The sequence below is a fragment of the uncultured Psychrobacter sp. genome (assembly GCF_947495825.1).
Taxonomy (GTDB): domain Bacteria; phylum Pseudomonadota; class Gammaproteobacteria; order Pseudomonadales; family Moraxellaceae; genus Psychrobacter.
Genome location: NZ_CANMAH010000001.1, coordinates 41,396 through 66,355, shown reverse-complemented (window position 1 = coordinate 66,355; position 24,960 = coordinate 41,396). Strand labels below are relative to the sequence as shown.

General features: G+C 42.5%; 20 protein-coding genes. 10 read left to right on the top strand and 10 right to left on the bottom strand.

All coding sequences use genetic code 11. The features are described from left to right. Window positions 1-59 precede the first annotated feature (59 nt). The 4 genes from Q0895_RS00255 to aspS all read right to left on the bottom strand — a co-directional run bounded on the left by Q0895_RS00255 (window position 60) and on the right by aspS (window position 4,755). The gene (locus Q0895_RS00255; protein ID WP_299184592.1) at window positions 60-965 is read right to left on the bottom strand and encodes a hypothetical protein; all 906 of its coding nucleotides are present in this window, start codon (window positions 963-965) and stop codon (window positions 60-62) included. Between the two features lie 28 nt (window positions 966-993). Continuing rightward, the gene (locus tag Q0895_RS00250) at window positions 994-1,710 is read right to left on the bottom strand and encodes a glycosyltransferase (protein ID WP_299185316.1); all 717 of its coding nucleotides are present in this window, start codon (window positions 1,708-1,710) and stop codon (window positions 994-996) included. A gap of 179 nt (window positions 1,711-1,889) precedes the next feature. Continuing rightward, window positions 1,890-2,828: a lysophospholipid acyltransferase family protein gene (locus Q0895_RS00245; RefSeq protein WP_299184591.1), complete on the bottom strand. Its 939-nt coding sequence runs from the start codon at window positions 2,826-2,828 to the stop codon at window positions 1,890-1,892. A gap of 67 nt (window positions 2,829-2,895) precedes the next feature. Then, on the bottom strand, window positions 2,896-4,755 hold the full coding sequence (aspS, locus tag Q0895_RS00240) for an aspartate--tRNA ligase (protein ID WP_227511732.1): 1,860 nt from the start codon (window positions 4,753-4,755) through the stop codon (window positions 2,896-2,898). A 507-nt stretch (window positions 4,756-5,262) separates the two neighbouring features. Here aspS and sohB point away from each other — a divergent pair. The 5 genes from sohB to Q0895_RS00215 all read left to right on the top strand — a co-directional run bounded on the left by sohB (window position 5,263) and on the right by Q0895_RS00215 (window position 10,965). Beyond that, window positions 5,263-6,231, top strand: a complete 969-nt coding sequence (gene sohB / locus Q0895_RS00235; protein ID WP_299184589.1) for a protease SohB — start codon at window positions 5,263-5,265, stop codon at window positions 6,229-6,231. A gap of 261 nt (window positions 6,232-6,492) precedes the next feature. Beyond that, entirely contained in the window at window positions 6,493-7,728 is a 1,236-nt protein-coding gene (locus Q0895_RS00230; protein WP_299185315.1) for an acyl-CoA dehydrogenase family protein, read from the top strand. A gap of 192 nt (window positions 7,729-7,920) precedes the next feature. Further along, window positions 7,921-9,183, top strand: a complete 1,263-nt coding sequence (locus Q0895_RS00225; RefSeq protein WP_299184587.1) for a phosphotransferase family protein — start codon at window positions 7,921-7,923, stop codon at window positions 9,181-9,183. A gap of 32 nt (window positions 9,184-9,215) precedes the next feature. Next, window positions 9,216-9,968 carry a histidine phosphatase family protein gene (locus Q0895_RS00220; protein WP_299184585.1) on the top strand — a complete coding sequence of 251 codons (753 nt, stop codon included), beginning with the start codon at window positions 9,216-9,218 and terminating at the stop codon, window positions 9,966-9,968. A 127-nt stretch (window positions 9,969-10,095) separates the two neighbouring features. Then, the gene (locus Q0895_RS00215; protein WP_299184584.1) at window positions 10,096-10,965 is read left to right on the top strand and encodes an SDR family oxidoreductase; all 870 of its coding nucleotides are present in this window, start codon (window positions 10,096-10,098) and stop codon (window positions 10,963-10,965) included. A gap of 235 nt (window positions 10,966-11,200) precedes the next feature. Here Q0895_RS00215 and Q0895_RS00210 read toward each other — a convergent pair whose 3' ends face one another. The 4 genes from Q0895_RS00210 to Q0895_RS00195 form a co-directional block, all read right to left on the bottom strand. Then, window positions 11,201-12,892 carry an AMP-binding protein gene (locus Q0895_RS00210; RefSeq protein WP_299184582.1) on the bottom strand — a complete coding sequence of 564 codons (1,692 nt, stop codon included), beginning with the start codon at window positions 12,890-12,892 and terminating at the stop codon, window positions 11,201-11,203. Window positions 12,893-13,231: 339 nt separating this feature from the next. Then, window positions 13,232-14,026: an iron export ABC transporter permease subunit FetB gene (gene fetB / locus Q0895_RS00205; RefSeq protein ID WP_299184580.1), complete on the bottom strand. Its 795-nt coding sequence runs from the start codon at window positions 14,024-14,026 to the stop codon at window positions 13,232-13,234. Between the two features lie 134 nt (window positions 14,027-14,160). After that, window positions 14,161-15,018: an ATP-binding cassette domain-containing protein gene (locus tag Q0895_RS00200; RefSeq protein WP_299184577.1), complete on the bottom strand. Its 858-nt coding sequence runs from the start codon at window positions 15,016-15,018 to the stop codon at window positions 14,161-14,163. Between the two features lie 9 nt (window positions 15,019-15,027). Then, a complete protein-coding gene (locus Q0895_RS00195) occupies window positions 15,028-15,585 on the bottom strand; it encodes a thioesterase family protein (protein ID WP_299184576.1) in 558 nt (185 codons plus the stop codon). A gap of 287 nt (window positions 15,586-15,872) precedes the next feature. Here Q0895_RS00195 and xthA point away from each other — a divergent pair, with 287 nt between their 5' ends. The 3 genes from xthA to Q0895_RS00180 all read left to right on the top strand — a co-directional run bounded on the left by xthA (window position 15,873) and on the right by Q0895_RS00180 (window position 18,777). Beyond that, window positions 15,873-16,697: an exodeoxyribonuclease III gene (gene xthA, locus Q0895_RS00190; protein WP_299184574.1), complete on the top strand. Its 825-nt coding sequence runs from the start codon at window positions 15,873-15,875 to the stop codon at window positions 16,695-16,697. A 100-nt stretch (window positions 16,698-16,797) separates the two neighbouring features. Then, window positions 16,798-18,021: a bifunctional glutamate N-acetyltransferase/amino-acid acetyltransferase ArgJ gene (argJ, locus tag Q0895_RS00185; RefSeq protein ID WP_299184573.1), complete on the top strand. Its 1,224-nt coding sequence runs from the start codon at window positions 16,798-16,800 to the stop codon at window positions 18,019-18,021. A gap of 357 nt (window positions 18,022-18,378) precedes the next feature. Beyond that, window positions 18,379-18,777, top strand: a complete 399-nt coding sequence (locus tag Q0895_RS00180) for a DUF4377 domain-containing protein (RefSeq protein ID WP_058368694.1) — start codon at window positions 18,379-18,381, stop codon at window positions 18,775-18,777. Window positions 18,778-18,886: 109 nt separating this feature from the next. Here Q0895_RS00180 and Q0895_RS00175 read toward each other — a convergent pair whose 3' ends face one another. After that, window positions 18,887-20,320 carry an L-serine ammonia-lyase gene (locus Q0895_RS00175; RefSeq protein ID WP_299184569.1) on the bottom strand — a complete coding sequence of 478 codons (1,434 nt, stop codon included), beginning with the start codon at window positions 20,318-20,320 and terminating at the stop codon, window positions 18,887-18,889. 661 nt (window positions 20,321-20,981) lie between these two features. Here Q0895_RS00175 and Q0895_RS00170 point away from each other — a divergent pair. Continuing rightward, window positions 20,982-22,301, top strand: coding sequence for a solute carrier family 23 protein (locus Q0895_RS00170; protein ID WP_264752901.1), 1,320 nt, complete (start codon window positions 20,982-20,984; stop codon window positions 22,299-22,301). Between the two features lie 61 nt (window positions 22,302-22,362). Here Q0895_RS00170 and Q0895_RS00165 read toward each other — a convergent pair whose 3' ends face one another. Continuing rightward, a complete protein-coding gene (locus Q0895_RS00165) occupies window positions 22,363-23,292 on the bottom strand; it encodes a DMT family transporter (RefSeq protein ID WP_299184568.1) in 930 nt (309 codons plus the stop codon). 512 nt (window positions 23,293-23,804) lie between these two features. Here Q0895_RS00165 and Q0895_RS00160 point away from each other — a divergent pair. Then, window positions 23,805-24,908, top strand: a complete 1,104-nt coding sequence (locus Q0895_RS00160; RefSeq protein WP_075103249.1) for a WG repeat-containing protein — start codon at window positions 23,805-23,807, stop codon at window positions 24,906-24,908. Window positions 24,909-24,960: the final 52 nt, after the last annotated feature.

Genomic DNA, 24,960 nt, shown 5'->3' with positions numbered 1-24,960 from the left:
AATTAAATATGAAAAATAGTCAGAAACAGTATTATAAATCTCAAAGATAATGTACTTAATCAAAAATCAAATAGCTTTTTAGATACCGAAGAATGATTGATCAAGGGGACACCCCGTTTGCTATAAACGCTACCCATTAAATTGAAAGAAGGCACAATGCGATCAGCGACTGCTTTATCGAGTTTAGATGGGGCATTATTGCTATTATCTTCATAAAAACGTGGTTTATTACTGTTTAATAGATCAATACCATACAAATGGATAGCCCCAGCTTGCCGTGAAAATGCTAATTGAGCTGCGATATAAGCAACCGTTCCTGCTTCAATAAAGCCATCAGTGACATCTAATGATACTCCAATAGCCTCTGGCTCGTGAGAAGAGTCGATAACAAAGCTAGAATGATTAGCGAATTTACTAAGCTCTATCTTTTTACTCACGATTTTTTTAATGATAGGTAAGGAAGTTAGCCAGCGCGTATTAGTTTTATCACTTAGCGGTCTATCAGCAGGAAATATTACCCTCATGTTTTCATGATACTGAGAGATTAAATTAGGTAAATTGGCTCTGATTGCTTCATAAACAGCGATGGTAGCGTATAAAGGTTGTCCTTTGTAGTATTGACTCAGTACCTCAGGGTTATTTTTAATAAATCTAGCATCACTGATTACATAACCTACAATATTAGAAAAAGAATGCTCTCTAGTTAAGCTCAAGCTACCATTGACAAATATACTTGGTTCAGAAATTAACGACTCATGGAAAGCTAAATCTGCAATAGAAGGACCAGATGCAAAAATATTTACCACTTGTTTATTTAAGCATTGATTAACCTCATTTGCGTTAAAAGCTTTGATGACAATAGCTTTTTTATCAACACTTAGATCTACGGTGTTAGGGAGTTTCACGGCTTTTTTTATATTATCATTCAATATAATACTTCCTATATGAGGTTGGGAATTAGCCATCGCCTAGTACTTGTAATTAAATACGTGGTTACAGCCAATGCTCTTTTAACCACGGACTTGGTTTGACATGACGGTACCATTTACCGCCACCACCTTTGATGGCATCTGGCGGATTGATCTCACCGTGGAAGATAACAATCTTTGCACCATCAGGCAACATCGGTGCACGCACTAGATTAAAGGGAATAGGGGCAATACATTGATATTTAAAGCTGACGCACCAGTCTTTATCCCAATACTCTAAGTGGTGATGCTCGCGCAGATAGTTAGAAAGATAGGCTTGCTCGTGGCGAACCTGTGTGCGAATGGTCTCAAAGTTCCGCTCAAAGTTTGCCAGTAAGTCAGGATAAGTACCCATACCGATATTAAAGCGATAAACTGAGCTATTACCAATCATACGCCACGGTTTTTTCCAATCACGAATGATGACGACACTGTCTTCATGATCGGCTTGATAGGTAAAAAACCCATCAATATTATCAACAATGACGATATCGATATCCAAAAACAGTGCAACTCCCTTAAGATCATAAAGCTTAGGCTTAAAGGTGGTTAGTTTTTTCCAGCCACGCTCAGGACCTGCAGGTAGATCCATCTCAGGTATTGGGTAGCAGTTTACGGCAGGATCAATACCTGTACTGTCATCGGTAAGACATACCATCTGAAAGTCTAATGTCAGATGGCGGCTGACCATATTGTATAAGCGGTTGACGTATTCTGGACCATACTTATCACCCCATTTCATACAAATGATATAACGCTGTTCAGGCTTACTATCGTTCGTATGAATTTGAGCGGTAGATAGAGATTCAGTTGTGTCAGTTGCCATAATAGACTCGTATGGATATCAAGGAAGGGCTAAGAATGTTGCTAATCTTAGCATAAATATGATTATCTGTACCTTAGCAAGCTTAAGTACAAGTATTAGGTGTCAGTATTATCGTTGAGATACCCATCTCGATGAGTATGTATAAAATTGGCTAGATCAGTCTCGCTAGCGCGATAAGGGTTACCCAATACAGGTAAATTTTTAAAGCGCCGATAGCCCCACATATAGTGGTTAAAGTTATCAGTAATCATATTTTCCATAGCTTGATTGAGCGCATGAGCCGCTGTTTTTGCATCGCGATCATACAGCGCTGGATCATCAAGCTTATAGCAATAAATATCAAATCCGCGCCCATCATCACGGCGAATACAAGATAAGCCGACCAGTGCGCATTTGGTTTTACTGGCAAGTTTGGAGGCCAGCGTACTGGTCAACGTTTCAATCCCAAAAAACGGTACAACCACGCCACCTGACGGATCAGGGACATGATCGGGCAATATAATACTGAAGCCACCTTGTTTAAGGGTTTTGAATACTGCCTTGACACCACTTCCATCGGTAGGTACTAGCGTTGCATTAAGACGTGCACGTCCTTGTAGGACAAATTCATTAGTGATATCGCCCTTGACAGGCTTATACATGATGGTTGGGGCACCAAATTGATTGAGCCACGCGTTCATCATCTCCCATGTACCCAAATGCGGGACGATGGCTAGCATACCGTTAGGACTGGCAAGTCCTTCTAATAAAATGTTTTTATTGTGGACATCACGTATTTGAGCAATGCTCCATCCCGGTAACATTGCCCAGCTCTTTATAGATTCGACACTACTTAGACACTGGTGACGAACAATATATTTAACTAAATTTTGTTTCTCAGGTTCAGATAGTTTAGGGGCGATAAGCCTCATATTGATTTCGATAGTGCGTACCAAACTCGAATTTGGCAGCCACATTATAACCCAAGCCACAAAACGTGCCATCATCTGCAAGACAGACAATGGCACGTACTTGAAAATATGATACGGATTCATGACCACTCACGCAGTGATGAATCCTGTAGTCCGTTAGATAAAATATCGTTACACATTATCTGAGGGCTTACTGAGCAGGTCTATTGCTGTCGGCTTGTGCTTTTTCGCGCACACGGATACCAAGCTCACGCAGCTGCTTGCTATCGACTTCAGCAGGGGCTTGGGTCAATGGGCAGTCAGCAGTTTTAGTCTTAGGGAAGGCAATCACGTCGCGGATAGAGCTTGCGCCCACCATCAGCATAATCAGACGATCCAAACCAAAGGCCAAGCCACCATGCGGCGGTGCACCGAATTTTAAAGCGTCAAGTAAGAAGCTAAATTTCTCTTCGGCTTCTTGCTCATCGATACCTAGCGCTTCAAATACGGCTTGTTGCATCTCAAGGGTGTTGATACGTAAGCTACCACCGCCGATTTCGGTACCGTTTAGCACCATGTCATAAGCGATAGAAAGCGCGGTTTCTGGGCTATTTTTTAGCTCATCTACTGAGCCTTTAGGCTTGGTAAATGGATGGTGCATTGAGGTCCAGCGGCCATCGTCAGTTTGTTCAAACATTGGGAAGTCCGTCACCCAAAGCGGTGCCCACTCACACGTGGTCATGTCTAAGTCTAGACCGATTTTTTGACGTAGTGCACCGATTGCGTCGTTTACCACGCTGGCTTTATCCGCACCAAAGAAGATAATGTCGCCATCTTCTGCACCAGTACGTTCAATGAGGCTTACCAAGACGTCATCGGTCATGTTTTTGATGATAGGCGACTGGAGACCAGATTCTTTGTCGACGCCGTTGTTGATTGTGCTAGCATCATTGACTTTAATGTATGCCAAACCGCGCGCACCATAAATGCCAACGAACTTAGTATAAGCATCGATTTGTTTACGGCTGAGTGAAGCACCGCCTGGGATACGTAGCGCTGCCACACGGCCTTTTGGGTCGTTTGCAGGGCCGGCAAAGACTTTAAAATCAACGTCTTTCATTAAATCAGCCACATCGACCAATTTTAATGGAATACGTAAGTCAGGCTTGTCTGACGCGTAGTCACGCATTGCCTCGGCATAAGTCATGCGCGGGAAGGTGTCAAAATCGACATCAAGCATGGTTTTAAACAGGTGCTTGATCAGACCTTCGTTGATATTCATGATTTCTTCTTCATTTAAGAAAGAAGTCTCGATATCCACTTGAGTAAACTCTGGCTGACGATCAGCACGCAAGTCTTCATCACGGAAGCATTTAGCGATTTGATAATAACGATCAAACCCCGAGACCATAAGAAGCTGCTTAAATAACTGGGGTGACTGCGGCAAAGCAAAGAAGTTACCAGGACGGGTACGTGAAGGCACCAGATAATCACGTGCGCCCTCTGGCGTTGCACGAGTCAAGATAGGGGTTTCTACGTCTAAGAAACCGTGATCGTCGAGATAACGACGAATCGCTGAGGTGGCCTTAGCACGGAACACCATGCGCTCTTGCATTTGCGGGCGGCGCATATCTAGATAGCGATATTTAAGACGCAAGTCTTCTGATACCGTGGTGTTTTCGTCATTCAATGGGAAAGGCGGGGTCTCAGACTTCGCTAATACTTCAATCTCTTTACCCAATAGCTCAATCTGACCACTGGTCATATTGTTGTTTTCGGTGCCTTCATAACGGCGACGTACACGGCCAGTAATTTTTAGCACATATTCAGGACGTACTGCATCAGCAGTCGCGAATGCCTCTGGCGTATCAGGATCGACGACGACCTGCAAGATACCGGCGCGGTCACGCATGTCTAAAAAAATCACGCCACCGTGATCGCGACGACGATGTACCCAGCCTACGACGCTGATAGTTTGTTCTAATAAGCTCTCAGTGACAGCGCCACAATATTCGTCTCGGTATTTGCTATGCACCGCCATTTCGCTCTCTGTTGTGATACTTTGCGTCATAATATTAATTATCCAGTTGTCAGCCCAATTCAAAGTACAATAATGCAGCCATCGCTATATGATTTCAACCATCGCTATTCTTACTTAGTCCAGCACAAACTAGGATGACCGTTATAGCCACATAGTAAGACTGTCATGGTTTATCGATTAGAATTATTGGTTCAGGCGCTGCTATCTCAATACATGTTGGATTCATGTCATCGAAAAATAGCAAATAAAACGCGATCAAGACAAATCCTCATCGCGTTGGCTGCATAAAATAGATGTAAGCGCATATTATGCCTAAAGTGCTTTTGTTATACAACTGTCCTTGCGCAATCCTAGTGCAATCAGCCGTTACTAATAACATAGCGTACGGATGTGTATAGCACTGTTATACTCGCAGCTTATAAAGTAATTGTTAAATAACGCCGTCTTGCTTGAAAACCGTCTATAAAGTGCGCATATCAAGCTGACGCTAACCCCATTATATTAATACTCTAGCATCTTATTTAAGGAAAACGCTTCATGTTATTTCATCCTTCCAAAAATCCAGTAGAACTCAGAGTTATTCACCTAAATAAAAACCAAGAACAGCGTCGCCAAGACTTGATGGAGGCGACACAAGGCAAAGCTGCATTAAAACAGCTTAAAAAGCGTATGGCCAAAAAAGCCAAGCAAGCTTTAAAGGATAAAGCCAAAGGTAAAAATAAAGGCAATCAAGTTTTCGTACTCGACTTCGATGGTGACATCAAAGCGACTGCCGTTAAGCATCTGCGTGAAGAGATTAGTACGCTAATAAGTACGGCTAATGAAGGCGATGAGGTCGTTGTACGCCTCGAATCTCCAGGCGGCTTAGTGCATGGATATGGACTTGCAGCAGCGCAACTTGCACGCCTAAAAGATGCAGGAATTAAACTGACCGTCTGTGTAGATAAAGTCGCCGCTAGTGGTGGTTATATGATGGCTTGTGTCGCTGATAATATAGTGGCAGCGCCATTTGCTGTGATTGGTTCAATCGGGGTGGTATCGCAATTACCAAACTTTCATAAATGGCTCAAAAACCACGATGTTGATTATGAGATGTTTACCGCCGGTGACCACAAACGCACCGTGACAGTCTTTGGAGAAAATGATGACGAAGACCGTGCCAAGTACCAAGAAGAGCTTGAGCAAACGCATGAGCTGTTTAAACATTTTGTCAATACCTATCGTCCGACCTTAGACTTAGAAAAAGTCGCGACAGGTGAGCACTGGTATGGTGAAGACGCGTTACAACTTAATTTGGTTGATAAGCTGCAAACCTCAGATAGCTATCTTTTAGAGCTGATGGATAACAGCGAAATCTACGCATTGCATTCTCGGCAAAAGCCAACCTTGGCAGAAAAGCTAGGGTTGTCTCAAGCGGCAGAAGCAACTTTGAGTACGGTTGCTGACAAGCTCCCTGATGCTTTAATGCGCTTTGATTTTAATAGCCGTTTAAATATTTTAAAATAAAATATTAGCGGTTTTATGAAAGTATAAGACATAAAGTTACTGCTGAAATCATCTATTGATCTAATAAATTCATTTAGTAAATATAAAGGTGTGGCCTAGTCGGTCGCACCTTTTTTACTGTTTATTGATAATGGCTATGTTATAAATATAGCAGATAAAAAATAGTAAACGTACGTACACTGTACGAATGACATCGAATTTTTATTAAAAGAACCAACAAGGAAGAGGAGTGTATCCATGTCTACAGACACATCTACCGTTATGTTTACCGCAACGCCACATGGTCAAGCTATGTATGAGCAAGTCAAAGAATTTATTACCACTCAAATTGAGCCAATAGAAGCGCAGTTCTGGCAAGATTGCCACGAGCAAAACCCTGATGGTAATTGGAAAAATTGGCAATGGCCCGAAAAGTACGAAAGCCTACGCAAGCAGGCACGTGAAGCTGGTCTATGGAATCTGTTTTTACCTGATGATACCTTAGGCGCTGGATTATCTGTCACTGACTATGCACCAATTGCAGAATTAACAGGACGTAGCTTACTTGCACCTTATGTTTTCAACTGCAATGCGCCAGATAGTGGCAATATGGAGCTGTTATGGCGCTATGGCTCAAAAGAGCAGCAAGACCAGTGGCTGACGCCGTTGTTAGAAGGTAAAACGCGTTCGGTATTTTGTATGACTGAGCCTGATGTGGCGTCAAGTGATGCGACCAATATGCAAGCGACGGCGGTGGTAGAGGGCGATGAAATCGTCATCAATGGCAGCAAGTGGTGGTCGTCAGGTTTAGGTGATCCTGCGGTCGATGTATTAATCGTAATGGCTTATACCCCTGATGACAATAAAGACCGTCACCATCAGCACTCAATGGTATTAGTACCAGTAAAAACGGCAGGCGTCAATATTGAGCGTATGCTAAAAGTATTCGGTGATTATGACGCGCCGCATGGTCACGGAGAAGTTAGCTTCGATGATGTGCGTGTACCAGTCAGTCACTTTATTGGTGGGCCTGGTATGGGCTTTGAGATTGCGCAAGGTCGCTTAGGGCCAGGCCGTATTCATCACTGTATGCGCTGTGTTGGTGCGGCAGAGAAGTCTTTAGAATTAGCAGTGAAACGCGGTATGGAACGTACTGCCTTTGGCAAACCGTTATTGCAACTAGGTGGCAACCTCGAGCGTATCAGTGATGCTAGAGTTAAGATTGACCAAGCGCGCCTGCTTACGCTATACGCCGCCCAAAAAATGGACGCGCAGGGGACCAAAGCTGCATTGACAGAGATATCAGCCATCAAAGTTGTAGCGCCAACAGTACTACAAGAAGTTGTCGATATGGCGATTCAAATTCATGGTGGGATGGGCGTATGCCAAGATACAATGTTGCCAAGCTTTTTTGCACAAGCGCGCGCGCTGCGCTTAGCCGATGGTCCTGACGAAGTGCATAAGACGATGATTGCCAAATTAGAACTAAAGCGTCAAGGGTTTCGTCTTAAACGCTAAGTAATAATTTACGAGTCATTAAAATAGCCTAAGTAAAGAGATCCAATTTCACAATAATAAATGACCGATTCTGAGACAATTTCTTGAAACCATTTAAGTTTAAAATAAGTTTCAAGGTCGGTCTTTCTTAAAATATAAAAATATTAGTATTAATAAGTGGCTCCTAAGCAACCACAGGATAAGGAATATCACATGGCAACAGATAATAATACAGCAGTTAATAATAAGGTCTTAGACAAAGGCGGCGATGTTCGAGAAGGCGAAGAGCTGGATGCTCAAGCTGTCAGCGCATGGCTACGTGAACAGGATGTTGATATAAACGGTGAGCCTACCGTTACGCAGTTCTCAGGCGGTGCGTCAAACTGGACTTACCGGCTACAATATGAAGGCACGGGTGCAGATCAAGATTTGATCTTGCGTCGTCCGCCAAAAGGTACTAAAGCTAAGTCTGCCCACGATATGGTACGTGAATACACCGTACAGAATGCGCTGATGGACGCTTATCCTTATGTGCCAAATATGGTGGCGCTATGTACCGATGAGTCGGTCATCGGAGCGGATTTTTATGTCATGGAGCGTATGGAAGGCATTATTCCGCGTGCCAATCTGCCCAAAGGGATTGAGTTAGATGAAGCGCAAACACGCGCATTATGCACCAATGTCATCGACGCCTTGATTGAGCTGCATCAAGTAGACTATAGCGCGCATCCTGACTTGGTCGAGCTTGGCCGCGGCGAGGGCTACTGCGAGCGTCAAGTAACCGGCTGGGACAAGCGTTATGTGAAAGCCAAAACCCCTAACGTCCCAAGTTTTGCATTGGTACGTCAATGGCTTGGCAAGCATACGCCTGCTGATAGTAAGACTTGCTTGATTCACAACGACTGGCGCTTTGATAATGTGATCTTAGATGCCAAAGACCCAACCAAGGTCATTGGCGTGCTCGATTGGGAAATGGCGACTTTGGGTGATCCGTTGATGGATTTGGGCAGTGCCTTGGCCTACTGGATCGAAGCCGACGATAACATGATTATGCAGCAGTCCCGCCGTCAGCCCACGCATCTAAAAGGCATGATGACCCGTGAGGAAGTGGTGGATTATTATCTGGAGCGTACGGGCCTACAGATAGACAACTGGACATTTTATGAAGTGTTTGGGTTGTTTCGCTTAGCGGGTATCGTACAACAAATCTATTATCGCTATTATAATAAACAAACCACCAATCCTGCGTTCAAAAACTTTTGGATTATCGTTCATGTATTGCATGCTAAATGCCTAAAGCTGATTGCAAAGTATGAAGGCGATGCGTTATTCACGACTCGGGTGCAGCCGCATCTGCAAGATATGGGCGTCGATGCTGGAATGGTTGAGCAGCTACCAAGCCCAGTACAAAAAGTGATTAAAAGCATACTGCCAAAAGGCTACTTTGATCAAGATACCAAGTCATCTAACAAGTAAAATAACAAAATACAATAAAAGGTAATAGTGTTATGACAACTATTCTCTTAGCACGCCATGGTCAAGCATCGTTTGGACAAGAAAATTACGACCAGCTTTCAGAATTAGGTAGTACGCAGGCGCGCTTGCTTGGTCAGCATTATGCGACCACACAGCGCCGTATCGATGCCATATTTACAGGCAGCCTATCAAGACAACAAGACTCTGCACGCTACTTTTGGGAGACCTACCAATCTTCTATAGCTGCTGGCGATGTGACACCTGTACTAGATCTGTCTGCTCCTGACAGCTATGTGATCGAGGCCTTTAATGAGTTCAACCATAAGGACGTCTTTATTAAGTCTGATCCAGCTTTTACGACTCAAGAAGCGATTGCCGAAGAGCTTGCTAAGTCCGACACACCCAAAGCTCGTTTAGCCGAGTTGTTTAATCTTGCTATGCAGCGCTGGCATGCTGGTGATAATGATTCAGACTATTTGGAGAGTTGGCCACAGTTTAACTTACGCGCGCAGCAAGCACTTGAGCATGTACGCACACAAGCTGCACAATTAAGTCATTTAGGACGTGATAGTACAATATTAGTGTTTACCTCAGGTGGCGTCATCGCTGCTATTACTGCGCATTTACTGCAGCAAGGTAGTCAGACGGCCTATCAATTGAATAGAAGCCTTGTCAATACAGGCGTGACCTCTATTACTGTAAAAGAGCAAGTGCCGCGTTTATTGTCCTTAAACGAATATAGTCATTTATTTGCGGATGGTAAGCGCTACGTCACTTGGCGCTAGCAGTCTTCATCATTGTTTTTGATACACAACCGACACCCATCTGCTCAGACATATCTACTATAATAGATGGTTTTTGAAGACCTGCTTTTAGATTTATATTAATGCACTGATAGAGAAAGGACTGCTTATGCAAAATAAATTAATGAGCCTAGTAACGCAAACGGCTAAGCAAGGCAAGGATCAGGCATTAAGTGCCATTCAACCGGCACGCTACCTAAAAGGTTTGACCAAATCTCAAGTTGGAAAAGGCAAAACTGTCTTGATTACAGGGGCCAGCTCAGGTCTTGGCGAAGGCATGGCACGGTTATTTGCAAAATTAGGCTATAATTTAGCCATTTGTGCGCGCCGCACAGATCGTTTGGATCAACTCAAGACTGAATTGACGAAGCTATATCCTGAGATAAGCGTGGCGTATCGTGTTTTAGACGTTACCAATTATGATGCGATATTTGAAGTATTTGATGCTTTCGCTGAAGACTTTGGTCATATTGATCGGGTTGTCGTCAATGCTGGGGTAGGTGAGAGTCGCCGTATCGGTAAAGGTCGTTTTGAGACCAATCGCCGCACTGCTGAGATAAACTTTGTCTCTGCATTGGCACAGTGTGAAGCGGCAATGAAAATATTTCGTGCACAAAATAATGGTCACCTTGTAGTCATATCGAGTATGTCAGCGATGCGCGGTTTGCCCAAGCATATGACTACTTACGGGGCGAGTAAGGCAGGCTTAGCATATTTAGCAGAAGGTATTCGTGCCGATATGCTATTAGAGAAACTACCAATCAAAGTGTCTACTATTTATCCAGGTTATATTCGTACTGAGATTAATACCAATGCTAAGCCATTGCCTTTTGAGGTTGATACAGACACAGGCACTAAAGCTATGGTCGCTGCTATTGAGTCAGAGACGACTGAGGCTTGCGTACCAAGCCTGCCGTGGTCGATTGTGGGACAAGCGATGAAGCATCTGCCGCTGAATGTAGTTAATAAAATCAGTTAGTCAATGAACCAACCATTATTTATAGTCGATTCTAAAAAAACAGATACATTATATGTCAGCGCGGAACTGGTATAAATTTTTCTGGCTTGCTGTGCCTGCGCAGACAGAGGCTGCGTAAAATTCATCCCAGTCCCGTGTAGAGGGTTTTTTATTGGCCTTGCATTTTATACTATTTTGCAGATTTTTAGTCTGACTTTGAAAAATATACGATATTACTTACATGGTTTGGACTAATCTAAGCATTATCTAATATATGCTTTTCACGTAATTTTTGACGCAGTACTTTGCCGACGTTACTTTTTGGTAGCTCACTGACAAATTCGATATGACGCGGGCATTTATAACCAGTTAAATTGTCGAGCGCAAAATCTTTAATAATATCTTCGGTGACGTTACTGTCTGCTGGCACGATATAGATTTTGACGGCTTCGCCTTGACGTTCATCATTGATACCAATCACAGCGCAGTCGACGACACCGTCACAATCAAGCATCACTGATTCAATCTCATTGGGGAATACGTTGAAGCCTGAAACCAAGATCATGTCTTTTTTGCGATCAAGCAGCGTAAAATAGCCTTTTTCATCCATGCTGACGATATCACCAGTACGAAAATAGCCATCTTTGGTAAAGCTCCCACTATTATCATGGTTAAAATAACCAGAGGTCACGTTAGGGCCTTTGATACACATCTCGCCTGCCTGATGTACGCCGACACGTTGATCTTTGTCGTCGATAACAATGATATCAACGCCAGGGCCTGGAACGCCAATTGTCCCATTAAATTTACGATCAGTGACAACGTTGGCAGTACCTACAGCGACACCTTCTGTCATACCCCAGCCTTCTATCATCGCACAGCCAGTGGTTTCTAACCAACGCGCTGCCGTTTGTTCAGTCGCCGCCATTCCGCCTGCTTGCGTGATACGTAGTGAGCTAAAATCTAACTGTTTGAAGTTTGGCTGATCAAGCAGACCCTTAAACAAGGTATTGACTGCAGGAAAGATATGGAAAGGTTGCTTTGATAAGGTTTTTATAAATCCTGGCATATCACGCGGGTTGGGTATCAATATAAAAGTATAGCCCGAACGCATCCCTAATAGGCTGAGCATGAAGGCAAAAATATGATAAAGCGGTAGAGCCATAATCATATTAATGTATGCCTCATTCATGTTTGAGGTGACAGGTCGGTACCAAGCCTCTGACTGTAGGGCAGCGGCTATAATGTTGCGCTGGGTCAACACTGCTCCTTTTGATAGTCCTGTCGTACCACCAGTATATTGTAAAATGGCCTTTTGCTCTGATGCCATTGTTGGTGCCTGAAACGGCAGTGCTCTGCCTTTTTTAAGAACATCAGGGAATTTGGTTACTTCATGCTTAGGATCGTTAAGATTATATTTAGGGACTAAGCGTTTGACCTGCCGAATCATGGTATTGACCAACATGCCTTTTAGACCCATCATATCGCCCATTTTCGATAGCACAATACGATTAATAGAGGTCTCATCAACCACTTGTTCAAGCGCTTGGGCAAAGTTGTCGACGATGAATATGATTTGGGCGCCTGAATCATTTAGTTGGTGGCGTAACTCGCGTCCAGTATATAAAGGATTGATAGGGGTGCAAACATAGCCTGCGCGCAAAATACCAATCATAATTGGCAAATACTGCGGTACGTTTGGCATCATCAGCGCTACAAGACTACCTTTTGGCAACCCCTGGGCTTGCAACCATGCAGCGACCGCCAATGATGCTTTATCGACATCATCATAAGTATGAGTAACGCCCATACAGATACTCATAGGGTGCATACGATAGCGGTTAAAGCACTCTTCATATAGCTCTATTAAGTTGCCATATTTATCAGGATCAATCGTTTTGGGTACAGTACTAGGATAATGATCCAGCCAAGGTTTGTTCTCTGTCATCGTTAGCGTCCTTAAAAATATTGATTGCTATATAGAGAAAGCTTAGAGGCGAGCAGTTTTATATCTGTCAACAATAAAGACGAACGCTAATGTGACCAATGTGGCGCTAAGCGCGATAATATCCTTATTTACTAATGATCTGCTAAGCTACTTTAATCGTTATATAACACAAGTTTAGGTCATTATTAGCATTAATAATGAAATAATAAAAGGGTGTAATTTAACCGTATAGTAACATAACTGCAATTGTTGTTTATATTGGAGTGATAGCACTGGATAGTATATAAAGATAGTAGACAAATGTACTAATATATGGTGCAAGATAGAGTAAAACGGTGACTAGTAAGGTAGGACAAATTGTTTTCTGCTATTAAAAAAACGTCTATAAATAAGGAGTGCGCTTATTGTGCACCCAAGCGTACTGCTCACACAGATTAAAAACATGGTTACTATCTGATAGCGTACGGCTTGAGTGGGATCTGCACCAGCAAGTATTTGTCCGGTCATCATACCTGGTAGACTGACGATACCGACAACCAGCATGGAGTTAAGGGTAGGCGTCATACCGTTGACGACTGCCGCCCGTATTTGCTCGTGTACTGCTTCAAATGGACGCGCAGATAAGCTTAACATCATCTCAATACGTGGCTGCTGCTCATGAAAAGACTCAACAAGCTGATTGCTGGTCAAGGAGATAGCGGTCAAAGAGTTACCTAGTATCAAACCCAATATTGGAATAATAAATTGCGGTGTATACCATGGCTGAACGTTTAAAATAAAGCCAATGGCGATGATGGTAACCAATACTGCTGATGTGCCTACTGCAATAAGAGTGTCAGTAAACAATCCTTTATAAGTGCGTCTAACACGACTCTTGGCAGCAGTCCCTGCAATCAAGGTCATGATGGTCAAGATCGATAATACTTCATACCACTGCTTACGTGCAAAAATCCAAGCCAAAATTAGGCCAATAAAACTGAGCTGAACCACGGTACGAATAGCAGCTGTCAGTAAGGTTTTGGTTAGACTTAAGCGTAATCGCCATGACACGATGAGTACAATGACGATAAGGCTGCTGGCAAGCGCAATGTCACCGTAAGTCAGTAAGATTTGCATATCGTCTGTACGCATCATATGTGCTCGTCATAAAATCAATTAATAGTGAACATGAAATGGCGAATAAAATACTGGTATGGCATATCGTTAATCGTTACATGGATCATTGCGTCCTAGTAGGACTGTAGCTGTTTAAAAGTGATTTAACTATACTAAAATACTTCAGTTAATACGCCTGCTTGCATTTGCCAATGCTGATTTGCTAATGGCATGATATCTTGCGTGTCGTGAGTTATCCATAGAAGAGTGCGCTTAGGCTCTGAGTGCAACCAGCTAATTAACAAATGTACAAGTTTCGCTGATGTTTCAGCATCTAAGGCGGCAGTAGGCTCATCTAAGAGCAGTACTTGTGGATTTAACTGTAACAAACGTAGTGTATTAACCAGTTGTCGTTCACCACCTGATAGATGACTGGCGTCTTGCTGCAAAAATTCTGCGGTACGCTCTAAAGACGCAAGCTGCGTTATATGCCAGTCAATATTAAACTGGCTATGCTGATAGGCTTGTAAGCGATAAGGCATTTGCAAGTTTTCAAGGACACTGCCTTCTAGTAGCTGTGGATGCTGAGCCAGTAAAGCGACCTGCGCGCGCCACCGCGTAGGCGAGGTGTTGTGAATGCTATGATAGTTGTTACTATTTTGTCCGTCACTATCTTTATGTTTGTCATTATCTTGACGCAGCCAAACATCGCCTGTAGTTAGAGATGATAGTCCTGCTAAAACCTTTAATAATACTGATTTACCACTGCCAGAATGCCCAGTTAGTACTGTCATTTGCCCTTCTAATAAAGTGCCACTAACGCCAGTTATCAATTCGCGTTTATGAGTAGATGGAGCAGGATCCGAGCCTATTTTAAATTTGTCTTTTATCTTCGTAAGCCATGTTTGAGACATGTCAGCATCAGTAGCTAGAGTAGAGGTTTCGTCACTACTCGGATTGACTACTGTAGAGCGCCTACTATATACCCAAATATTCTCAAAGGTAAGCAAGTGTTTTTTATCAATATTCATGTATGAGTGTTATGCATCGTTAGAGTGATGCGCAATAGCTTGTTGAATATTATCGTGAAGGTTTTTTGGCACTCGTATCGGCCGAATTGGTGCAGCATTAGCTGCTATGTCTGATGTATCAGCATTATCAGCTGGCTCTGGTTTTGTCTGATTTTGCACGCAAGCAATCACAATCTTAGCGCTACTTAATAGAGTTTTTGTAGAAGGGTAGTGATTTTCATTTGCGTCCTGTGACACATGGCGATGAATACTTTGATAGAATACAATGCTGGCAGGTTTTAGTTCAACTCGATCGATATGTACTTTAACGACTTCATCTAAAAATATTGCCTTTTTGTACTGTAGCTGTGCTTGACTCACTACAAAATGCTGGATTTGACCATCATCAGCATGCATAAAATAGCCGTTTAGACCAAGCTTACTAAACCAGTCGCGGCGACAATTTTCAAAAAACACCAGATGATTGGCATGGTAGACTATACCGCCAGCATCCGTATGGTTGATATACACGCGGTAATCGGTAGAGTATAGAGGTGAAATAGTAGAATTTGATGGCGCTGTCGTCATAATTTGGCTCACATCGTTTGGCTAAAAAAGTAGCTCGGTAAAAAGTACTTCAATGTTTATAAAAATATATAAGATAAACACAATTAGAAGGAGAGTATGCCGCTATTTATTGTGTCACAACGGTCAGTAAAACAAGTTTTCTACTGTATCTTAAGATTTGAAGACACGCAATAGCCAGGTCGACTTAGCTATTTTTATTGCTATTTATCATCCTTTTACATTCCAAAAGTTACCAGAATAATTTATAAAGCACGAACAAACTTGAACCAGTCAATATAGGATAAAGCATGACCCGTTTTGTGAGTTTTAATATCAATGGTATTCGCGCCCGCCAGCATCAGCTTGAAGCTGTGCGAGAAGTAATAGACCCTGATGTCATGGGGCTACAAGAAACCAAAGTCCATGATGATCAGTTTCCATTAAAAAATGTAGAAAGTCTTGGCTATCATATTGAGTATTTTGGACAAAAGGGACATTACGGGGTGGCATTATTGTCTAAAGTTGCGCCTATATTTGTGCAAAAAGGCTTTCCTGGTGACGATGAAGAAGCCCAAAAACGCTTTATTCACGCGCGTTATGAGCTGCAAGGCCGTGAAATTGATGTGCTTAATGGTTACTTTCCACAAGGTGAGAGCCAAGATCATCCAACTAAGTTTCCGATGAAGCGCGCTTATTATGCTGATTTGATGGCTTATATTGACACTTTAAAAGCGGAAGGGCGCTCGATTGTCATCATGGGTGACATGAATATTGCGCCAGAAGATATAGACATCGGAATCGGTGAAGCTAACGCTAAGCGCTGGCTCAAAAATAGAAAAACCTCATTTTTACCCGAAGAGCGTGAATGGTATTCAGCACTCATGTCACGGGAACTAACTGACACTTATCGTCTACATTATCCAGAAAGCACAGAGTTATATAGCTGGTTTGACTATCGCAGTCGCGGTTTTAATGATGATCCCAAGCGTGGCCTACGTATCGATCATATTTTGTGTACCGCTGATCTAACGAATGGATGTGTGGACGCAGGTATCAGCTATGAGCTACGTGCAATGGAGAAGCCCTCTGATCATGCGCCTATCTGGGCGGCGTTTGACTTGAGCCAAAACTAGTACGTGCGCCAAAATACTATTTATGTATACGCTTTTAATGAGTGAACATATCTTTGATATTAAAAAATGATTCTAAAAATTGATTAATAAGGATTGAGCTATGGCTGTCGGAAACATATCAGTACCCAACACTATTTATCCTATCGACGGTATCAGATTGAGTGCTACCGCAGCAGGTGTGCGTTATAAAGATCGCGACGATTTAGTGGTCATCGAAATTGCGGAGACTGCAACCAGTGCAGTTGTGACGACCAAAAACACGTTTTGCGCTGCACCTGTACGCGTACTGCGAGAGCACTTTGCAAAAACGGCTCCGCGCTACTTAGTGACCAACACAGGTAATGCCAATGCGGGTACAGGTGCTGATGGCAAACGCCGAGCAGAAGAGATTTGCACGGCTTTAGCGAGTAAGGCTGGTGTAGACACTAGCGCGGTGTTGCCGTTTTCTACTGGCGTGATAGGCGAGCCATTAAATAGTGAAGCGGTCATCAAAGGGCTAGATAAGGCTTTAGACAGCTTAGGAGCGGATAACTGGTTAGCAGCGGCTAACGGGATTCGTACGACTGATACTATCCCTAAGCTTGCAAGCCAAAAAGTGGATATTGCAGATACGAGCTATCATATCACTGGTATATCTAAAGGCTCAGGTATGATCCGCCCTAATATGGCAACCATGCTAGGTTATGTAGCCACTGATGCCAATATTGCAGCTGACCTATTGCAAGAGATGCTGGTTACTATCAATGAGCAGTCTTTTAACCGCATTACCGTCGATGGCGATACCTCAACCAATGACTGCTGCGTGTTGATAGCGACAGGGGCTGCCAGTGCCGAGGTAATCGACAGTCCTGAACACCCGCATTATCAGTCATTGTTTAGTGCCTTAACCGAAGTATTTGTGCGTCTGGCACAGTTGATCGTGCGTGATGGTGAAGGGGCAACAAAGTTTATGACCGTAAAAGTCACTGGTGGTAAAACCACTCAAGAATGCTGTGATGTGGCTTATGCAGTCGCGCATTCACCACTGGTAAAAACAGCGTTCTTTGCGAGCGACGCTAACTGGGGTCGTATCTTAGCAGCCGTTGGTTATGCTGGTATCGAAGACTTAGACACTGAGCAAGTAGATGTGTATTTAGATGACGTTATGATCTGTCAAAACGGTGGCGTAGCACCTAGCTATACTGAAGACGCTGGCAAGACCGTTATGAGTCGCCCGGAGATTACCATCCATATTGACTTAGCGCGAGGTGATGCCAGCGACACTGTTTATACCTGTGATCTGTCTTATGATTATGTCAAAATTAACGCAGATTATCGTAGCTAGATAAGCGTTGTATTCGTTTTTTATTTAGCCCCTAGTATTAATAATTTGAAGCTCATAATGTAAAAATTGCTAATGTGTGAGTACGTTTGAATAACACCAGTTGCAAATACTGACGTTACGTTACAAACCAGTTATAGAGGCAAAGCTTATTCAAGACCTATACTAATTGCAGTACAACAATAAGTAGTACTACTTTTGTTTGGGCACTATAATTGGCTCTTATAAAAAAGTACTCACTATTAACGTTTATATCTTGAAATATCGTATTGTTTATAAGGTTTTATAAGAGCCATAAAGTGACGATATTTAGTGAATGAGATATGAGCTATTTAACAACAATTGATCGAGGGTATAAAAATGAAAAAATTAGCGATTGCAGCATTTGCAGCCACTTTTGCATTAGCAGGTTGTTCTACGATGGGTCTAGACGATGAGCGTACCATGGTAGTAGAGGGTCAAGCAGTAAACGTTAAAGTTGTGAACATTCCAAGCTTTGAAGTAGAAATTGCTCCGCGTAAAGCGCTTTGTGAGCGTATGGATACTAGTGGTAATAAAATCGAGACACAGTGCCTACAGTATCGTCAAAGCTATCAAAAGAATTACAACACGTTGAACGGTAACATCCAAGGCTTTACCTATGAGCCAAATTATCGCTATATGTTAGATGTGCGTCAAGAAGCAATTGCTGATACCAAAACTGGTGTGGTTAAGCCTGTTTGGATATTAAATGACGTTATCTCAAAAACAGCTGAATAATTATTTTTTATTATAGTTGCCAAGTAATTAGTAAGAATACAAAAAAAGCCTCTATATTGTTAGAGGCTTTTTTTGTGAGTTTTGGAGTTTTTACTTTTCAGTTTCAGTTTTAGCACTGGCTATAGTTGACACTAACGCCATGGGTAGCAGTAGGTATGCGGTTATCTGCATAGACAGCAAGACCGCCTCGGGCCGTTTCTTTATATTTATCCGACATATCGGCACCAGTTTGTTTCATAGTCTCAATTGCCTTATCTAATGAGACAAAGTGCTGACCGTTGCCTCGGCAGGCAAGACGAGCGGCATTGATTGCTTTTACTGCTCCCATCGCATTGCGTTCAATACAAGGTACTTGTACTAGGCCGCCGACAGGATCACAGGTAAGACCTAGGTTATGCTCGATGCCGATTTCAGCTGCGTTGAGACATTTGGCAGGATCGCCGCCCATAATCTCTGCCAATGCAGAAGCAGCCATCGCACAAGCGGATCCGACTTCACCTTGACAGCCAACTTCAGCACCAGAGATTGATGCGTTTTGTTTGATTAAGCTACCGATTGCCGTGGCATTTAATAAAAATTTGCGTGCACCTTCTTGAGTGTAGTTTGATAAAAAATCGCGGTAATAGCACATAACTGCAGGGATAATACCAGCAGCACCGTTGGTTGGGGCAGTGACGACATTACCACCATTTGCATTCTCTTCATTGACTGCCAGCGCATACAAATCGACCCAATCCATCGCAGCAAGCTTGTCGTTCTTTGTCCTTGGCTGATCTTTTTCAGCACATAGCTGCAAATGTAGTGCTTGAGCGCGGCGTTTGACGTCTAAACCACCTGGCAAAATGCCACTATTTTCACAACCTTGTTTGACACAGTTTTGCATTACCTCCCAAATAGAGTCTAAATAGGCAAAAATATCTTCTTTATCACGATAATGGCATTCGTTTGCCAATACCAGTTCGCTCACACTTAGCTTATGCTGACGACACTGCTCAAGTAGCTCAGCTGCAGTATTAAAAGGATAGGGGACTATATCAATCGTTGGCGTACCATGGTCTTCATCTGGATTATGAGCATCATCGTCATTAATGACGAAGCCGCCACCAACTGAGTAATAAGTTTGCTGATAATGAGTGTCGTCTGCCAATATGGCACGAATGGTCAGCGCATTAGGGTGATAAGGTAGAACAGTATCATCGTACCAATAGATATCATGTTCTGTATCAAAGTCGATAATGTGCTGACCTGATACATTCATTTTTTTATCTGAAAAGATAGGTGTGAGGTATTGGCTGGTCAGTCGTGTATCGATGGTACTTGGCGTATGACCAAGTAAACCTAAGAGAATGGCTGTGTCAGTAGCGTGGCCTTTACCTGTTGCAGCGAGTGAGCCGTATAGTTCAATCTCTAATTTTATGATATCTGTCAGCTCAAATTGTTTACTCAAAGAAGTCAAAAATAAATTGGCAGCTACCATAGGCCCTACAGTATGTGAGCTTGAAGGCCCAATGCCAATTTTAAATAGATCAAATACACTAATCATAATAAATTACCAAAAAATAAAAGTGAGTGAATATGGTTGTCATCGTAACCAATTGATTAACAAAAACGACTTTATAGCTTAATCAATATTGCAAGCATCATAAGTATGACCAGTCACAGTAGTGAGTAGGCATGGCTAAACAATGATTTTGAAGCATCGTCTATATGAGCGTTTAAACTTGGTAGTATGGATGATAGAAGAATAATAGCTTTTGTTTATTATAAATTTCCGTTATGATGCTTGGCATCAACGCTTATGTAACATCCTGTAAGCGGTTGCTGCTATAGAAAGTATCAGAATATAAGCAGCTAAAGCGATGGATTTAGTAGAACATATCTTGCCTCAGACATCTAGCAAAATGTGACAAATTTGTATAAACAACTACCATTTATTAAGTATATCAGTGTTGTAGGTCGAGCTAAATAATTATTGTTAGATGTACCGGGCAATACGGTGAGATATACTAAATAGGATGGTGCTTGCGTCATTAATTCTTTATTTATCCTTTTTAGCTATTATTTTCGGCCACATAGGACACGCGCGCATGGTAACTCCCTCAGAAGATCCTTCCAAGACACAGCATTCATCTCACTCAGAAAATAGCGCCAAAACTCAAACCCCTTTAACGGCATTAGAAGCAGCAGGTATCACACCTGCTATGATGCAACTTACCAACAATCCAGACTTTGAAAATGGACGCTGGTTCCCTACATGGCGACCTTATCGCGGGGATCTTGACCACAATCCTGTCGGTATCAATGAATATCTACCCGCTTCTAAAAGTATTTTACTTGGTGTTCAGCATACCTTTGCTATGTTTGGTGCAACTGTCCTTGCACCGCTATTAATGGGTTTTGATCCCAACTTGGCTATTTTGATGTCAGGTATCTGTACGGTGATGTTTTTTATGATTACCGGCGGTCGTATGCCAAGCTATCTTGGTTCAAGCTTTGCCTTTATTGGCCCTGTTATTGCTGTGACAGCTTATGCTGGCGTAGGTTTTAATACCAATTTAGATGTCGCTTTAGGCGGCATTATGGCCTGCGGGATTATTTATGCGCTAATAGGCTTGTTAGTAATGAAAACCGGCACAGGCTGGATTGAGCGTTTAATGCCGCCTATTGTGACTGGTGCTATTGTCATGATTATTGGTCTTAATCTAGCGCCAGTTACTATTCAAGGCGTATCAGCCAATCAGTTTGACGCATGGATGGCAGCATTAACTGTGCTACTAATCAGTAGTGTGGCAGTGTTTACTCGCGGTATGCTAAGGCGTTTGTTGTTATTAGTGGGTTTGATATTGTCCTATATCGCTTACTATGTTATGACCAACCTATTGGGTTTTGGCACAACGATTGATTTTACAAGTGTGGCTGCTGCCTCATGGTTTGGCCTACCAGGTATACATGCACCGCGTTTTGAGATGAGTGCTATTATCTTGATAGCGCCTGTGGCTTTTATTCTCGTTGCTGAAAATCTTGGACACTTTAAAGCAGTAGAAGGAATGACCAAATCACGCGTTACGCCTTATATGGGTCGTGCGTTTTTAGCTGATGGCGTAGCCACGACGTTTTCAGCGGGGTTTGGTGGTACTGGGGTGACGACTTATGCTGAAAACATCGGCGTGATGGCGGTAACCAAGGTCTATAGTACAACTATTTTTGTGATAGCAGGTGTGGTTGCTATTTTACTAGGATTGTCACCAAAGTTTGGCGCTATCATTCAGACGATTCCTTCAGCGTTATTGGGCGGTGCATCTATTGTCGTATTCGGCTTGATTGCTATTGCTGGGGTGAAAATATGGATAGACAGTCACATTGATTTTAGCAAAAACAGCAATCTTATCATTGCTGCCGTTACGGTGATTATGGGTACGGGGAACTTTAGCCTACATCTAGGAGGTTTTGACTTAGGTGGTATCGGTACAGCAACTCTGACCGCTATCATACTAAACGCTTTGTTTAATAGTCAAAAAGAGTAGAGTATTATATTTAGGTATTCTTATACCTAACAATAGTTATTGTAATGATGAACAGCCTTTACTAGTATTTACGTCTATAAAACCTTGAAAAAAATCGATAACGACGCAGCGCGCCTGGCTTGGGTTTGATTGAGCCTAAATATATGGCAAACATAGTCAGTAGCGCGCCGCTCCATTGTAAAGTATTGATAGGTTTGTCCAGCCAGCTATAATCGATAATTAGCGCTGCAACTGGCTCAGTTAATAAAAGCAGTCCTGTTAGTGCCAATGATAATTTAGGTATAGAATAGGCAATTAATCCCCATGCCACACATTGCATAACCGCGCCATAGACCAGCACCCAACCAACCTCAGACAACGTATTAGGCATTATATTGCCCGTATCCAAAACGAACATTGGCACGATCATAGCGAGCACCCCGCCAATACTAATCAGTTGCATCAATACAAAGATCGGGGTCGGTTCTGTATCATGAGTCTTACGAATAAAAGTCATAGACGCAGCCAACATGCCTCCTGACACAATGCCAGCAATAAAACCCCAAGTCGCGTTAGTGTTATGCGCAAACTCAGGGCTACCAATCATCGCCACGCCCAACATCGCTAGGCACAGACTGAGTAGCTGTAAAGCAGACTGACGCTCATTAAAATATAAAAACCCGATAGCCGCCAAAAAGAAAATCTGTAAACTGTTAAGTAAGGTTGAGATGCCAGGGCCAACGGCATAGATACTCTCATGCCAAAGCGCTAAATCTAATCCTAAAAACACGCCCGATAATAAACCGTAGATGATGGCACGCCTTGAGTGCGGCATCCTTTGTCCAGTCAACTTTGCCAATATTGCAAATATAACGCCTGAAATAGCAAGGCGCCAAAACGCCATTGCCCAACCGCCAATATCGACATGGGCGACAATTAGGCTTCCTAAGCCAAAAATAATACAACCAATCGTTAAACCAATCGTTGCAGAATATGAAGAGGCAACCGCCATAAATTATCCTTATACCACAATCGTGTGATCAGGTAGGCAAACAAAAATAACGCTCAGACTATAGGGACTGTAGCTAAGAATTTTGAATCTACAAGGTAAAAAAACAAGGTTAAAACATTGAGCTTATAGTGATGTTATAAGCGGCTTATACGTTTCTGGCGGCTTAAAAGTAGCTAAAAATGTACAATGATAAACGCTTCACTTTATTATACAAGGGGCATTAATATCTCTTGAGAACAACGGCGATATTTTTTTATAAATGCATCGCTTGTCTTAATACATGACAAATTTTTGACACATTATGCATATCAGAGTCACATTCTTACAAGACTAGTGTTGGTTAAATTGCTACTATTTGCTACTGTGATTGCTTATAATCGTAAGTCTCAATCGCTTACTATTCTAGTCAGTTCTGCACTTCTTTTTTGCACGTCTTTTTGTACTTTTTATTGTTATTAATGCCTTTAACAACGATTACGGTAGGCATTGATACTGTTAGCTTAGGTTTGATTATGTCTCAACAATCCATACTAAAATGGTCAACAGCTGCGCAAATGTTATCAAAGCGACAATCTGTACCATTATCAGCGCCCACTTTATCACTATTACAAGGCTCGCGACTATCTTTGATGGCTGGTATATTGTTAACTACCGTATTTTCAATGCCGACAGCCAACGCTGCTAGCTGCAAAATACCCAAAAGCTACTATAAAAACGTCTCTTGTACGTCCGCTAGTGGCCATTACTTAGCGATAACAGACTTTGGCGCACCAGTTGCATTGATTAATAGCAAAGGTAAAAGGGTCGTTGATCTGTCACGCTACCAAAAGGTGGATGCCAATAATATGGCAGGCGGATTATTGCCTGTATTGCGTCACGGCCGCGTCGGTTATATCAATATGCAAGGTCGTGAGGTTGTCCCTACCATATACGAGATGTTCAAGGGTAATGGAGGTTGGGCGCGTCCAGTATCTGAGGGTCGTATCGTTGTCAAAAGAAACGGTGATTATGGCGTTATTGGCACTGGCAACCAGACAATCGTACCTTTTTCATCGACGATTACTGACATCGACGATTATCGAGGCGGAGTTGCTCGCATACGTAGAAACCAGTCTACAAGTTGGCTGGACAAAAATGGCAAAACCACCAGCGACCCCAATGCTAAAGAGGGTAATAGTGAGGCGATGTCTGCTACTGCCCAGACGCAGCAACCAAGACCCACACCTTTCACTACCTTACAGCCCCATCAGCAAGATGGTCGTTGGGGGTTTGTTGATGATAAAAATGTCACTATGATTACTTATTCCTTCGACGAAGTACGTCCATTTTCTGAAGGATTGGCTGCCGTGCGTCTAAATGATAAATGGGGATTTGTAAATCTAGGGGGTGAGCTGGTTATACCATTTCGATTTGAGGATAGTGGCTTGATTGCTGATAATGAGAATAACAGTAATAAAGATACAAGCAATGTCGAAGATGAAAGCAGCGCTGAAGATACAAGTGCTAAAAAAAGGACTGCGTTTATATTTAAAGATAACAAAGCGTGGGTAGGCAATCTAAAAGATGGCAGTAAGATTTGTATTGATAAAAAAGGTGATAACGTCAGCTGCGAATAGTCGCAAATGAGTAAAAAATTGTCAAAAAAAAGGCTAGGATGCATGTGTCGTT